The following is a 13,769-nucleotide window of genomic DNA, read 5'->3' on the forward strand; positions in this document are numbered from 1 at the left end:
ATCATGAAAGCATTTGTTACAGGAGGCCTTGGGCAAATAGGGTCTCATGTTGTTGAGATGTTGCTTGAGCGTGGTGATCAGGTCATTGTGGTTGATAACTTGGCAACCGGCCGGCGTGAGCATCTGGTGGAGCATCCTAATCTCACCGTCGTAATCGATAGCATTGCCAACAAGCCACTGATGGAGCAATTGATTGGCGATTTTAGGCCTGACGCAATCGTTCATGCCGCGTGTTCCTATAAGGATCCGGATGATTGGTATAATGACACGCTGACGAATTGTGTGGGTGGGACTTTGATGGTCGATTTGGCCAAGAAGTTTGATGTTAAAAGATTCGTTTATTATCAGACAGCGCTTTGCTATGGCCTCAAGCCAATGCAGCAACCTATCAGGCTTGATCACCCGCGCAATCCTGCTGGCAGTAGCTACGCTATCTCCAAAACAGCAAACGAATACTACATTGAGCTTTCCGGGATTGACTATGTCACCTTCAGGCTGGCGAATGTCATTGGCCCGCGAAATGTTGCCGGCCCGCTACCTATTTTCTATCAACGTCTTAAAGACAATAAAAAATGCTTCGTTACGAAATCTCGCAGAGACTTTGTTTTTGTCAAGGATCTGGCGGAAGTGACCGTTAAGGCATGTGATGGTGTTGGACATGGCGCCTATCATTTTTCGTCAGGCACGGATATCGAAATCCAAGAGCTTTATGATGCTGTTGTAGACGCAATGGATGTGCCGGGGCGTCCGCAGGCGGATGTGCATGAGATTGGTCCGGATGATGTTTATTCAATCCTCCTTGATCCATCGCGTACTTTCAAGGATTTTGGGGATATTCAGTTTACCCCATTACAGAAAACCGTTTCTGAAGCAATCGCGTATTACATGGAGCATGGCACTCTGGGTGAATACACGCATCTCAGGTTACAAGATAAAGATTAATTGAAGGACTGATTCATGCGTATCCTTATCACCGGTGGCGCCGGGTGCCTAGGCTCAAACCTGATGGAGCATTTTATCCCGCAAGGCCACGAAATATTTGTTATTGATAATTTTGCTACTGGGAAGAGGGAGGTTGTTCCAGAAATCCCTGGTCTGACAGTAATGGAAGGAAGCGTTGCGGACGCTGTTTTTGTAAATGACTGCTTTGCAGCTTTCAGTCCGGAGATTGTTATTCACTCCGCTGCATCCTACAAGGATCCAGATGACTGGATCGAGGATAGTCAGACTAACGTTATTGGTAGTGCGAATGTGGCTATGGCTTCAAGAGCGCATAAGGTCAAAAGGCTGATTAATTTTCAGACAGCTTTATGTTATGGGGATCCTAGTCAACTGCCCATTCCCGTCTCACACCCTACAGCCCCATTTACCAGTTATGGGATAACGAAAACGGCTGGTGAGGCGTTTATGCGGCTTTCAGGTGTGCCGACATTAAGCCTGAGGATTGCCAATGTTACGGGGCCTAGGCTAGCCATTGGACCAATACCCACTTTCTACAAGCGCCTTAAAGCAGGTCAGAGTTGTTTTTGTTCTGATACAGCCCGTGATTTTCTTGATATGAGTGATTTTCTTAGTTTCATGGATTTGGCAATTAAAGAAGATGCCCCGACAGGTACGTTCAATATTGCAAGTGGTGAGGCCCATTCGATCAAGGAAATTTTTGATTTGGTAGCTGAATATCTTGAACTAGGAAGCATTGATGTACCTGTTGTTCCCCCATCGGCTGATGATGTGCCTGTCGTGTCGCTCGATCCTTCAGAAACATATAGTGCCTTTGGTTGGAGGGCTCAAGTGGTGTTTGCCGAGACAATTCGGCGTCAATTGAGTTGGTATGACCAGTATGGAATCTCCGATGTTTTTTCCCATCTCAAGGCACCTTCCATTAAATAAGTGGTTTTGATTATGAGTACACATAATTTTTTAAATACTCGCGTTCTTGTGGTTGGTGGCGCAGGATTTGTAGGCAGTAATCTTGTTCATCAGATTCTTGCTCAAAATCCCAAAGAGATAATAGTAGTAGACAATCTTATCTCATCCGATGTGGCAAATATTCCAGCTGATCAACGTGTCCGTTTTGTTTTTGGTTCGATAACGGATGATCGTATTCTTGCAAATCTGCCAGAGAATCTTGACTACGCATTTCACCTTGCCTGCTATCATGGCAACCAGTCATCGATTGCAGATCCCTTTGCTGATCATGAAAACAATACCCTGACATCGCTGAAATTGTTCGATAGATTGAGCCAGATCAAACAATTAAAACGTGTTGTGTATGCGGCTGCAGCTTGTGCAGTGGCAGAGAAAACTTACGGTGAGCCGACGGCCACGACCGAAGATCAGCCGATTACACTGTATCATGATAGCCCTTACTCAATATCCAAGATCATTGGTGAGCTCTATGGTAACTACTATTGGCAGCAGCATAACCTGCCAATTGTTAAAGCACGGTTCTCTAACGTATATGGGCCGAGAGAGATACTTGGTGCTGGTCAGTGGCGAGGGACAGTGCATACAGTCTGGCGCAATGTGACGCCAACATTTATTTGGCGCTCATTGAATGGCGATGCATTGCCGCTAGATAATGGTGGTAATACAAGCCGCGATTTCATTTTTGTGGAGGATATGGCACGAGGTTTGATGGCCTGCGCGCTCAATGGCGAACCTGGTGGTGTATATAATCTTGCTACGGGAAAGGAGACAACCATTCTTCAGTTAGCAACCCTTATCAATGAATACACAGGTAATAAAACACCTGTGGATTTAAAACCCGCGCGTGACTGGGATCGGTCAGGTAAGCGATTTGCATCAACTGAAAAGGCTGAAAGTGAATTAGGCTTTACAGCACAAGTTGGGATTGATGAGGGGATTCGTCGTACCGTTGAATGGACCCGTGATAATCAGGAACGTATAAGCCAGAGTATTTCTAAACACAACAAACTTATGAGTCAGGTAGTAGGCGCGGCATGCTGATAAAAGGCAAAAGATTTCTTGTTATCGGTGGCGCCGGTTTTATAGGTTCGCATATCGTAGATCAACTAATAGAGGCAGGTGCATCGTACGTTAGAATTTACGATAACTTTTCACGCGGAAGAATGAGTAACCTCAAGCAAGCGCTAGCTGATCCTCGTGTGGAAATATATCCTGATGGAGGTGATATTCTCCTTCGCGATACATTGCGAAATGCCATGGACGGGATTGATGGAGTATTTCATTTGGCAGCGCTCTGGCTGTTACAGTGTTATGAGTATCCGCGTTCAGCTTTTGAGGTGAATATTGCGGGCACCATGAATGTTATAGAGGCAGTTATCGATAGTGGTGTGAAACGTCTGGTATTTTCCTCATCAGCCTCGGTTTATGGTGATGCCATTGCGGAACCAATGACGGAAGATCATCCATTTAACTGTAAGGAATTTTACGGTGCCAGTAAGGTTTGTGGTGAAATGTTGCTGCGAGCGATTCACAGTCGAGAGCATAAAGATGGAAGTGGATTTGAATATGTAGGACTAAGATATATGAATGTATATGGCCCTCGCCAGGATGATAGAGGAGCCTATACCGGTGTGATTATTAATATGCTGAATGCGCTGGATAAAGGGGAATCACCAGTGATTCATGGGGATGGATCACAATCATATGACTTTATTGACGTACGGGACTGTGCCAGAGCAAATATTTTAGCTATGCAATCAACAATCAGTAACCGCAACTATAATGTTGGAACTGGCATCAAAACTTCCATCGCTGACTTGGCATCTATCATATGTAAGGTACATCCAAGTAAAATAGAGGCCTGCTTTAAATCTGGAAACAGGCCATTTGTGCAGAACAGAGTTGGCTCAACGGAAAGTGCGAGGAGTGGGATAGGCTTTCTTGCCTCTATAAATCTGGACGAAGGGTTGAGAGAACTTATGCTGTGGAGACAAATGCGTGAATACGAGGCTTCTGGATGCGCCTGAGCTCGAATGTGTTTCGCTCGTTATATATATTAAGTGGTTACCGCCATCGCGTATTGGAGGGAGTTACCCATGATGTTCGTCAGCGATACGTGGGATCATTATTTGGAACAATGTGGGCTGTGCTGTACCCACTTCTTCAGCTAAGTATATATGCTGCCCTGTATACAGTGATTTTTAAAATTCGCCCTTCTGGGCTTAGTGAAATGGGCTATGTTGTGCTGGTATTTTCAGGGCTGGTGCCTCTTATGGCCTTCAGCGAAGTTCTTATGGCGTCTACATCCTCACTTTCATCGAATAAAAGTCTTCTTTTGAACACTGTTTTTCCGGCAGAGCTAATACCTCTCCGTGCCGCTATTGGAGCACAAGTCACTAGTATTATCGGGTTGTTGATCACGTTGATTGTTGGGTTTTCTTTAGGGCAAGCAAGTTGGCAAGCCATCCTTTTGGTCCCAGTGTTTTGGATATTGTTGCTAATGTTTGCCATGGGCATTGGATGGATGCTCTCGCTATTTTCCCTTGTTGCCCGGGATATTCAACACGGCCTCGGATTAGTTACGATGCTACTGTTCGTGTTAAGTCCGTTTGCCTATACTCCGGAAATGGTTCCTGCGGCACTAAAGCTAATTATTTATCTGAACCCTCTCTCGTATTTTGTTCTCACGTTTCAGCAATTGATATGTTATGGAACATGGCCTGATCCACTTGTTGCGGGTGGCTGTGTAGTTTTAGCGACGGTGAGTTTTTTTACAGGATTCACTGTTTTTCAAAGGGCAAAGAGCGTGTTTTTTGATTATGCATGAACCAGTTGCAATTCGTCTGAAGGATGTTTCCAAAATCTACAAACTCCATGGCAGTCAGGGAGATCAGTTAATAGAGATTCTTGGATTACGACGTTTCGGGTTTAAAACAAAAAGTGCTGCGAAAGAGTTTGCGGCGCTTAGTGAGATTTCATTAGATGTGCCGCGTGGTCATCGAATCGGTATTGTCGGTCGTAATGGGGCAGGTAAAACAACTCTTCTAAAGCTGATATGTGGAAACTATTCACCGACACATGGTTCGGTGGAGATCAATGGAACTGTCCAGGCGCTAATGAGTGTTGGTCTGGGATTTCATCCAGAGTATACAGGACGTGAAAATATTGAGGCATCACTTCAATACAACGGACTACGTCAGGATGAGTACAAGGAGGCAATTGATGAGATTATTGAGTTTTGCGAGTTGGGAGAGTTTATAGACCAACCCTTCAAGACCTACTCCTTAGGTATGCAGGCGCGTCTGATGTTTGCTGCTGCAACGGCCGTACAACCAGATATCTTGATCGTGGATGAAGTCCTCGGTGCCGGCGATGCCTACTTTGTTGCAAAATCTAAGGCGCGGGTTGAAAAACTTGTAAGTTCGGGTTGTACCATGCTGTTAGTTTCTCACTCGATGCAACAGATATTGGAATTGTGTGATGAAGCAATTTGGTTGGACCAGGGAGCAATAAGAATGCACGATAATGCCTTTCTTGTGGTTAAGGCATATGAAGAGCATCTCCAGGGGCCCATCAAACATGCGTCCTCTGTGATGAGTGAGCGTTTTGTGGGAAAGGAAAATGAACTGGAATTGAATTTAAATAATGCCTCTGACTATCCTGAGAAATTACTTACTGAGAAAAGAGGCCTGGAGCTTCCGAAATCAATACGTTTGCAGGAACCGGAGTTTATGCCGCATTCGATGGCTACATGCTTTCCAGATACTGAGTTAATAGATACTTTAGATTTCGTTGCCCCTGGTGGAATATCCCGTTGGAATTCAGATGCGGGGCTGAAGGTTTGTGGCTTTACCGTTATAGGTGAAAGGGGTAGAACGAATAAACTATTCACACTGCAGCCTGCAAAAATCGCTATTTCGATTATTGCGGAAGAATCTGGAAAATATGATTGTCGATATGGAATTGTGGTGGATGACATGATGGGGCGTAGTGTTATTCGCATTTTTAGTCCTGCTGACCAATTCAATATCATTAAAGGAGCGAAACGCAATATTGAGATAGTCCTAAATCCACTTCAAATTGGACCAGGAGAGTATACTATTGGTGTTAGCATACTTGCTAATGCGCCAATTCAGTACCTGCAAAATACTAGTAGATATGATCTGCTTAGTAGGAGTTTTTCAATAAGCGTCGAACTTCCCTCTTCGCTATCATTATTCGGGGCTGCATTTATGCATTCTGCAGAATGGAATTTTAGCTAATTGATACATTCGTCAATCACGCATAGATCTAGTTTAGATAACGGGGGATATTGATGTTGTTGTGCCCGAATTGCAGATCATCTTATCCTGAGCATGCTACAGAATGCCGAGGATGTGGGTGGAAGCTCGAAGAAATCGAAGGTATAAAAGTATTTCTCTCGAATTCAGACAAACAAGATAATTTCTTTAAGGAGTACATAGAAAATTATCGTGAAATATCAATTAACGATATTCATCATGGATTTGTTGATACTTCATATTTAGAAAACCAAGCCGATAAGTTACTTAATTATTACACAGGGAAGCATGAAGATATCCTTGAGGTGGGTGTAGGGCAAGGTTTTTTGCTACGCAAACTCCGCGAAAGGTACCAGTTCTCCAGAATTACTGCAGTTGACATCAGCTTACCTTTTCTAACTAACGCCCTAAAGCAAATAGATGTAAATTGTTTATTTGCAAATGCAGAAAATCTCCCATTTTCAAATGCTTTTGACCTCATAGTTGCTTCAGATATTCTAGAGCATGTCATTAATCCAATAGATTTTCTATTGAGTTCCAATTACTCATTGAAATCGGACGGCTGCTTAGTTCTTCGTGTTCCATTTGAAGACAATATGCTGCAGTACTCAAAACTTCTTGGGTGTAAATACAAGTTTGCCCATTTGCGTAATTTTTCCAAACGTAATTTAGTGGTTATGTTGAGCCAGGCTGGTTTTAAGGTTACTCAAATTCATTATGACGGATACTATGCATACTCAAGGAGACCGCCTTTTAGGCGTGGTGTACTAAAAAATATTTTTGAATATTGCATAAATTCAGTATATCCGAATGAAAATGATGTTAGCAAAATACCAAACTGGATCGGATTAATGTTGATGAAACCATTAGAAATAGTGATTGTTGCTAAAAAAGACAAGAATGTGTCTGATATGAACTACCTATTTTGATTGTTGTTAAAAGTCAACCTGGATATATTTTAGTTGCATAGATTCAGGTTGAATGGAAGCAGAAGGAGAGATAATGACGACAGCGATTAGTCCGGTTACTCTGGTGTTTATGGGTGACTCAATCACAGAGGGCCAGTATGTTCATCACTCGTTAAGGTGGACAGAAATGGTGGCAAAGCAAGTGCGTTTGGATGTATCCAGAAGAATCGATTCGGATTCGTTGCATTTTTTTAACAGGGGTATCTCTGGAGAGACAACGAGACAAGGACTTGAAAGGTTTCCACGAGATGTTCAAGTACTGCAACCTGACATAATTACGATCCAGTTCGGACTAAATGACTGTAATTGCTGGGATAGTGATCGCGGACTTCCGCGCGTTTCCGAAGCGGGGTATCGTGCAAACTTATTAGAGATGATTGATCGCTCGAAAACATTCGGAGCGGAACATATCATCCTTTCAACAAATCATCCAACTTTGAGAAATCATCCCTTGGCATCAAAGCAGACGCTTGAGGATCGTAGGAAAATATATAATGAAATAATTCGTGAAGTGGTGAATGATTCAAAGGTTATTCTTTGTGATATAGACCAGGAATTTGCTGATGTAAGTAAGGAGAATCTATCCGAGATGCTAATGCCAGAGCCGGATGTACTCCATCTGAGCGAGAAAGGTCATGCGAAGTATGCAAAGGCTATATATACACCAATTTCTAGATCAATCGAGTATATTTTAAATGGAGTTGAACGATGAGTAAAAGTCCCACAGACATTCACTGGAATAAGCGTGCTGTCTATGAGCAAAATGTTAATGCGGTGAATATAGCTGATGTGTCACAAAGAGAATTAGAAACAGAGTTCATTCTTCAGCATGTGAAAATTACTGATCGTGTTCTTGAGGTCGGATGTGGAAATGGTTTCTTAACAAATATCCTTCGACTATCATCCGCGCATGTAGATGCATTTGATTACGCTGAAAACATGATCGTTAGTGCAAAAGAAAACTATGGAGAAACTAATAATCGATTTTTTCATGACAATTTACTGAGTCCGGCTTCTTGGGATGAGTCATATGACTGTATTGTTTGTGTTCGTGTATTAATAAATCTTCGTGATTTTAGTGAACAAAAAAGAGCAGTAGAAAATATGCAGAAAGCCCTCAGAAAAGGCGGAAAATTGCTGTTAGTAGAGGGTTACGCGGATGGTTTTACTGAGCTTAACAAGCTCAGAAGTAAAAGCGGAATTGAACCGTTAATCCCGGCGGGTATAAATTACTATTCTAAACTAGAAGAAATGCGAGAGTTTCTTGGGAAAAGATTCACGATAGCTGAGGATTTCCATACTGGATGCTTTGATTTTTTAACACGAGTGGTCTATCCGGCTTTAGTTGGTGCAGATAAAGCCACTGGACATAGTGATTTTCATGAAAAAATAATCCAAATAGCAAAAAACTTTAATGGTGAGCAATTTAGGACGCTCGCTAGGTTAACTGGCTTTTTGTTGGTAAATAACAAATCATAGCTTTAATATGCGATGTTTCTATGACTGAAAAAAAGCATATTCTATTACTCTGCCATTATTACCCTGGTGCTGCCGGTGCGATAATCGACCACATTGAATCCTTTAGTAAACATTCAAAGAATAAGTATTTGATTCTATCAAATATGGGGGAATTACCCGACTGGTTAGAATTGGATCGATTCGATGCTTTAATTTTTCACTATAGCCTTATCGCATGTTACGACAATTATATTTCGCCATCGGGTCGAAAGCGAATTAGAGAATTCACAGGATTCAAGGCGGCATTTGTCCAAGATGATTATCGATGGATTAATGACACTGTAGATGCATTATCTTATATGAAGATAAATGCCCTTTTCCCTCTTGCTGGGAGTGACATTATTAATGATATATATAGCCCAACAAAACTTCCCAATGTGCGCAAGGAAACGGTTCTTGCTGGTTATGTTCCTCTGGAATTGGTGAGCTTATCCGTAAAGCCATATAGTGAGCGAATGATAGATATTGGTTATCGCGCGAGAAAATTACCGGCATGGATGGGAGCTCATACCTTACAGAAGTGGCAAATAGCCGAAGGAATCTTAAAGGAAGTAAAAAAGTACAAACTAATGGTTGATATCTCATGTAAAGAAGAGGATCGAATTTATGGGGATTCCTGGATAAAATTTCTTACAGATTGCAAGGCCACATTGGGGACAGAAAGTGGCGCAAGCGTTTGTGACTTCACCGGAGATATTCAGAGAAATGTTGAAGCCCACCTTAAAAGGCATCCCAAAGAAGATTTTTACAAATTAAGAGATTTGTACTTTAAGGAAGATGATGGGGTGTACATGATGAATGTAATCTCACCTCGCTGTTTTGAAGCGGCTGCATTAAGGACATTAATGATATTGTACGAAGGGGAGTATTCGGGAGTTTTGGTGCCCTGGCGACACTATGTTCCATTAAAGCAGGACCATTCAAATATCAAAGAAATAGTGGAGGTCATTAAGTCTCCAGAGGAAGCTCAGAAAATAATAGACCATGCGTATTATGAAGTGGCGAAAAATAAAGAGTATTCATATGAGGCAATGGTTAAGTTGGTAGATAGAGTCATTGATGAAGAGTGGTCGGTGGCTATGGAAAAGCGAGAAAGAAATTATTCAGCTGACGAGTTTCAATGGTACCAGTCGACTAGTCCACGACTGCTAAATAATAGTGCTAAAAATGAAATAGAGAGGTCTATATTTTATCCAATTAAAAAAACATCCTCTCGTAAATTGTCGGGTGAAGGTATTGGTTCAGATAGTATTCTAGATGTATACCTTGTACGTAAGTTCTGTATATCTAGAATAATCGTTGCATGGGGTGATGATCAAAAATTGATTCCGAGTGAGTATGAAATACAAGGTTGGCGAGGAAATATGATTATCGGAGAACAAATTATTAGTAACTATCAGAAAAGTACATTTCAGACTATTCAATGGTGTGAAAATAAGGTGGGTGTTGACTTATTAAAGATTAAAGTAAAAGCGCCTCTGGCTAGAGAAGTTGCTCAGGTCTTATCAATATCAGTTATTGCACGGGAAAAGAAAAAACTACATACCATCATGTGGATTCATGTAAAGGTTAATTTAACTAGGAAATTGCATAACATTTGGAGGGGGATGCCTGAATCTGTACGCGCTGTGTTGCTCCCTGCAATTAAAGTACTAAAGAAGTTAGCGTAAGTATTAGTAGGCTATGCGATTAGTTTTTTACGTGGCACAGAACATTAGCTAGGCACGATTGGGGATAAAGAAAAATGTGTGGAATTTTTGGCTGTGTTACGGTGCGTCCTCGCAATAATAAGCAGATGGAAGATGCGATTAACTGTGGCTTATCCAGTATACGTCATCGTGGACCTGATGGTATGGGTAAGTGGGTGTCTCAAAGTGGGCAGGTAGGGCTTGGGCATGTTCGACTCTCTGTTATTGACCTGGAGGCAGGTGCACAGCCAATGCACAGTGACGATAGGCGGTTCACCATAGTTTATAATGGGGAAATATACAATTACCTGGAACTCAGAGCCGAGCTTGGTGAAGAATTTTTCCTTACTAACTCGGACACCGAAGTTATTTTACGAGCGTTTCAACGCTGGGGTGCAAGTTGTATTAGTCGATTGCGTGGAATGTTTGCAGTTGCAATTTGGGATTCAATAGAGCAGCGGCTTTTCCTTGCCCGTGATCGTTTTGGGATTAAACCACTGTATTGGGCAAGGACTACAGATGGACTCTTTTTCGCGTCTGAAATTAAGGCATTACTGCCATTTCTTGATGCTAAGCGCGTGAATCGACAAGCCCTCTCAGATTACTTTACCTTCCAGTTTTGCTTGGGCAGCAAGACGCTTATGGATAACGTATGGCAGCTTCCTGCAGCTCATCACGCTATGGTGGCAATCGGTGCAGAGCCAAACCCACAGCGATACTGGGAAGTACATTACAATATTGATTACGACCATACTGAAGCCTGGTTTGTTGAAAAACTTAGAGAGTTGCTTGATGACTCGGTACGTATGCATCTCCGTGCGGATGTAGAGGTGGGTAGCTATGTGAGTGGTGGTGTGGATTCAAGTTTGATGGCTGTCTTGGCCAGGGATCAGAGACCAGATGCTCCATTTCAAGCATTTAATGGTCGTTTCCTTGATGGATTGGATTTCGATGAATCACGTTATGCCCAAGCGTTAACAGATGAAAACCAGATGTTACTCCACATTACTGATGTCAATGAGAATGATTTTGTAGAAAATATAGAGAAAGTCATTTGGCATCTGGATCAACCAACGGCAGGTCCAGGGGCATTTCCCCAGTACATGGTCTCAAGGGAGGTTGGGAAGAGCATAAAGGTTGTACTTGGGGGTCAAGGCGGTGATGAAATCTTTGGCGGTTACGCGCGCTACCTAGTTGCGTATTTTGAGCAGTGCATTAAAGGTGCAATTGAAGGCACGCTACATAATGGAAATTATGTAGTGACCTACGAATCCATAATCAACAATTTGCGCACACTTCGACAATATAAGCCGATGTTGAAAGAGTTCTGGAGCGAAGGGTTGTTTGAAGAGCGTGACCAGCGTTACTGGCGGCTTGTCAATAGGGCAAATACCTTTGGAAGTATCCTTGCACCCGACGCAATAGATCAAAGGCAAACAATGGAGGAGTTCCAGTCCATATTCTGGGGGGAAAACGTGGGAAAAGAGGCATATTTTGATTCGATGACACATTTTGATTTCAAAACTCTTTTGCCGGCCCTTCTACAGGTAGAGGACAGGATGAGCATGGCTCATGGCGTAGAAGCCAGGGTGCCGTTACTAGATCATCCGCTGGTAGAATTCGCTGCAACGATCCCCGCCGACATAAAGTTTCGTAATGGTGAGTTAAAACGATTACTAAAGTTGGCTTTTTCTAAGAAACTTCCCTCTGCTATTTATGAACGAAAGGATAAAATGGGATTCCCAGTGCCATTGAATTTATGGCTGAAGCAGGGCGGTAAAGCACGGGATCTGATTGGCGATATTCTAGGTTCACCAGATGCAAAAGCAAGAGAGTATCTCGGAAAGGATTTCTCAATTGACTCGGTTCTCGACTCGCAAAGTGTGTATGGACGGAATCTTTGGGCGTTGTTGAGCCTGGAGATTTGGCATAAACAGTTCCTATGAATGTACGCCAATCGGCGCTGAAGCTCATAAAGCACTCTGCCGTTTATGGTTTGGGTAGTGGCGCTGGAAGGTTTGTCGGTCTACTATCGCTTCCGCTCTATACGAGTTTTCTCAGCCCAGAAGAGTACGGCGTAATAGGGCTGTTGCTAGTTGTTGGAATACTACTAAGGACACTTTGTGCGGTAGGCTCTGGTGGTGCCACTGGCATAGTATACTTCAAGTACGCTTCGGCTGAGCACAAACGGCATACGATATGGTCCATGCTTGCACTTGTTCTAATGGGGTGTGTGCTTCTACTGAGTTTATCGCCAGTAGTTGAATTCTTGTTGGATGGCTTTCTAACTGACCTACCTTCAATATTATCAACAAAGATTATTATAGGTTATTGTTTCGTGTTGGTTCTTCAAATAGCCACTGAACCATTTCTTATCTCGTTGCAATTTGATGGGCGCGCAAAAGTATATTCCGTAGTTTCCTTTGCAGGTGTACTAGTCGGCGTATTATTTACTATAGCTTTTCTCGTTGCAGACTTTGGGGTCTCGGGATGGGTTCTAGGGCAGGGTATTGGTGCGTTTATTTCACTGTTAATTGCCTGGATGTTGACGAGAAAGGATCTTGGTTTCCCAAAACCTCAGTATGGACTGATGAGAGATATATTGCGAACATGGACGCCACTTTTACCGGGTAGTTTTTCCATGCTATTTATGCTGAGCGCAGCACCATTTTATGTTGGAGAGTTTTTACCGATAGAGTCGGTGGGAAAGTTTGGCGTAGGGTATCAACTTGGAATGGGTATGGCCCTCGTTACATCAGCAATTTCTGCCGCATGGATGCCCTATTTTCAGAGCTATATGGAACGTCCTGAAGAGGCGAACAAATTATTCCCAAAAATGACGGTTCTATATATATGGGGTGTTGGTGGGGTATCATTAATTTTCTTTTATATAGCAAGGCCGGTCATAGAGATTCTGGTTGATATTCGATATAAAGACGCGTGGGAGGTGATAGGTTTTGTTGCCTTATCACAGGCGTTGGTTGGATTGTGGGGAATGCTATTGCCGGGAATGTATTTTTCAGCTGAAACGAAGTACGTCACCTTGGTGCAAGTGCTCGCTGCAATTGCAGCTGTAGTTTCTTATTACGTGCTAATTCCTGAGTTTGGGCTCATTGGTGCGGGTATTGCTCTGGTTGTTGGTCCCGTAGTGATGGTAGTCTTGCAGGCGATCTTGAATAGGCTACGAAATTATCAGGTTTCGAGCTTTGAAGTGATACCTGCTACTTCGCTTCTAAGTTGGATTTTTATGGCGGCAGCAGTAATTTGGTTTGCATGGGGTAATACCTCCTTGCTGTATGCGGGGATTTTGTCACTATTCGTTCTGGTAACTCATATAGTTATAGGTTGGCGAATATATCACCACATATTTAACAACTGAGTATACT

12 protein-coding genes are annotated in these 13,769 nt (G+C 42.7%); all 12 read left to right on the forward strand.

Going from position 1 to position 13,769, the window contains the following annotated elements; all coding sequences use genetic code 11:
* Positions 1-3: 3 nt before the first annotated feature.
* Positions 4-942 (forward strand): NAD-dependent epimerase/dehydratase family protein, encoded by a 939-nt coding sequence (locus tag FHP88_RS12575; protein WP_144359429.1) that lies wholly within the window; start codon positions 4-6, stop codon positions 940-942.
* A 15-nt stretch (positions 943-957) separates the two neighbouring features.
* The gene (locus FHP88_RS12580; RefSeq protein WP_144359430.1) at positions 958-1,890 is read left to right on the forward strand and encodes an NAD-dependent epimerase/dehydratase family protein; all 933 of its coding nucleotides are present in this window, start codon (positions 958-960) and stop codon (positions 1,888-1,890) included.
* 12 nt (positions 1,891-1,902) lie between these two features.
* Entirely contained in the window at positions 1,903-2,970 is a 1,068-nt protein-coding gene (locus tag FHP88_RS12585; protein ID WP_144359431.1) for an NAD-dependent epimerase/dehydratase family protein, read from the forward strand.
* A complete protein-coding gene (locus FHP88_RS12590; protein ID WP_144359432.1) occupies positions 2,964-3,956 on the forward strand; it encodes an NAD-dependent epimerase/dehydratase family protein in 993 nt (330 codons plus the stop codon). The genes FHP88_RS12585 and FHP88_RS12590 overlap by 7 nt, the downstream gene beginning before the upstream one ends.
* Positions 3,947-4,756: an ABC transporter permease gene (locus FHP88_RS12595; RefSeq protein ID WP_144359433.1), complete on the forward strand. Its 810-nt coding sequence runs from the start codon at positions 3,947-3,949 to the stop codon at positions 4,754-4,756. Before FHP88_RS12590 ends, FHP88_RS12595 begins: the two co-directional genes overlap by 10 nt.
* A complete protein-coding gene (locus tag FHP88_RS12600; protein WP_260843289.1) occupies positions 4,749-6,191 on the forward strand; it encodes a polysaccharide ABC transporter ATP-binding protein in 1,443 nt (480 codons plus the stop codon). Before FHP88_RS12595 ends, FHP88_RS12600 begins: the two co-directional genes overlap by 8 nt.
* Before the next feature lie 53 nt (positions 6,192-6,244).
* Complete coding sequence (locus FHP88_RS12605) at positions 6,245-7,138, forward strand: class I SAM-dependent methyltransferase (RefSeq protein WP_144359434.1); 894 nt, start codon at positions 6,245-6,247, stop codon at positions 7,136-7,138.
* 73 nt (positions 7,139-7,211) lie between these two features.
* Entirely contained in the window at positions 7,212-7,889 is a 678-nt protein-coding gene (locus tag FHP88_RS12610) for an SGNH/GDSL hydrolase family protein (RefSeq protein WP_186297711.1), read from the forward strand.
* The gene (locus FHP88_RS12615; protein ID WP_144359436.1) at positions 7,886-8,656 is read left to right on the forward strand and encodes a class I SAM-dependent methyltransferase; all 771 of its coding nucleotides are present in this window, start codon (positions 7,886-7,888) and stop codon (positions 8,654-8,656) included. Before FHP88_RS12610 ends, FHP88_RS12615 begins: the two co-directional genes overlap by 4 nt.
* A gap of 20 nt (positions 8,657-8,676) precedes the next feature.
* Positions 8,677-10,365: a glycosyltransferase family 1 protein gene (locus FHP88_RS12620; protein WP_144359437.1), complete on the forward strand. Its 1,689-nt coding sequence runs from the start codon at positions 8,677-8,679 to the stop codon at positions 10,363-10,365.
* A 74-nt stretch (positions 10,366-10,439) separates the two neighbouring features.
* Positions 10,440-12,329, forward strand: coding sequence for an asparagine synthase (glutamine-hydrolyzing) (asnB, locus tag FHP88_RS12625; RefSeq protein WP_144359438.1), 1,890 nt, complete (start codon positions 10,440-10,442; stop codon positions 12,327-12,329).
* On the forward strand, positions 12,326-13,762 hold the full coding sequence (locus tag FHP88_RS12630; RefSeq protein WP_144359439.1) for a lipopolysaccharide biosynthesis protein: 1,437 nt from the start codon (positions 12,326-12,328) through the stop codon (positions 13,760-13,762). The genes asnB and FHP88_RS12630 overlap by 4 nt, the downstream gene beginning before the upstream one ends.
* The last annotated feature ends 7 nt before the right edge of the window (positions 13,763-13,769 follow it).

Source organism: Sedimenticola selenatireducens, assembly GCF_007625115.1.
GTDB classification, from domain to species: Bacteria; Pseudomonadota; Gammaproteobacteria; order Chromatiales; family Chromatiaceae; genus Sedimenticola; species Sedimenticola selenatireducens_A.

Bases quoted from the DNA above. Each gene is read 5' to 3' on its own strand.
- FHP88_RS12575 (WP_144359429.1), top strand. From the start codon at position 4: ATGAAAGCATTTGTTACAGGAGGCCTTGGGCAAATAGGGTCTCATGTT.
- FHP88_RS12580 (WP_144359430.1), top strand. From the start codon at position 958: ATGCGTATCCTTATCACCGGTGGCGCCGGGTGCCTAGGCTCAAACCTG.
- FHP88_RS12585 (WP_144359431.1), top strand. From the start codon at position 1,903: ATGAGTACACATAATTTTTTAAATACTCGCGTTCTTGTGGTTGGTGGC.
- FHP88_RS12590 (WP_144359432.1), top strand. From the start codon at position 2,964: ATGCTGATAAAAGGCAAAAGATTTCTTGTTATCGGTGGCGCCGGTTTT.
- FHP88_RS12595 (WP_144359433.1), top strand. From the start codon at position 3,947: ATGCGCCTGAGCTCGAATGTGTTTCGCTCGTTATATATATTAAGTGGT.
- FHP88_RS12600 (WP_260843289.1), top strand. From the start codon at position 4,749: ATGCATGAACCAGTTGCAATTCGTCTGAAGGATGTTTCCAAAATCTAC.
- FHP88_RS12605 (WP_144359434.1), top strand. From the start codon at position 6,245: ATGTTGTTGTGCCCGAATTGCAGATCATCTTATCCTGAGCATGCTACA.
- FHP88_RS12610 (WP_186297711.1), top strand. From the start codon at position 7,212: ATGACGACAGCGATTAGTCCGGTTACTCTGGTGTTTATGGGTGACTCA.
- FHP88_RS12615 (WP_144359436.1), top strand. From the start codon at position 7,886: ATGAGTAAAAGTCCCACAGACATTCACTGGAATAAGCGTGCTGTCTAT.
- FHP88_RS12620 (WP_144359437.1), top strand. From the start codon at position 8,677: ATGACTGAAAAAAAGCATATTCTATTACTCTGCCATTATTACCCTGGT.
- asnB (WP_144359438.1), top strand. From the start codon at position 10,440: ATGTGTGGAATTTTTGGCTGTGTTACGGTGCGTCCTCGCAATAATAAG.
- FHP88_RS12630 (WP_144359439.1), top strand. From the start codon at position 12,326: ATGAATGTACGCCAATCGGCGCTGAAGCTCATAAAGCACTCTGCCGTT.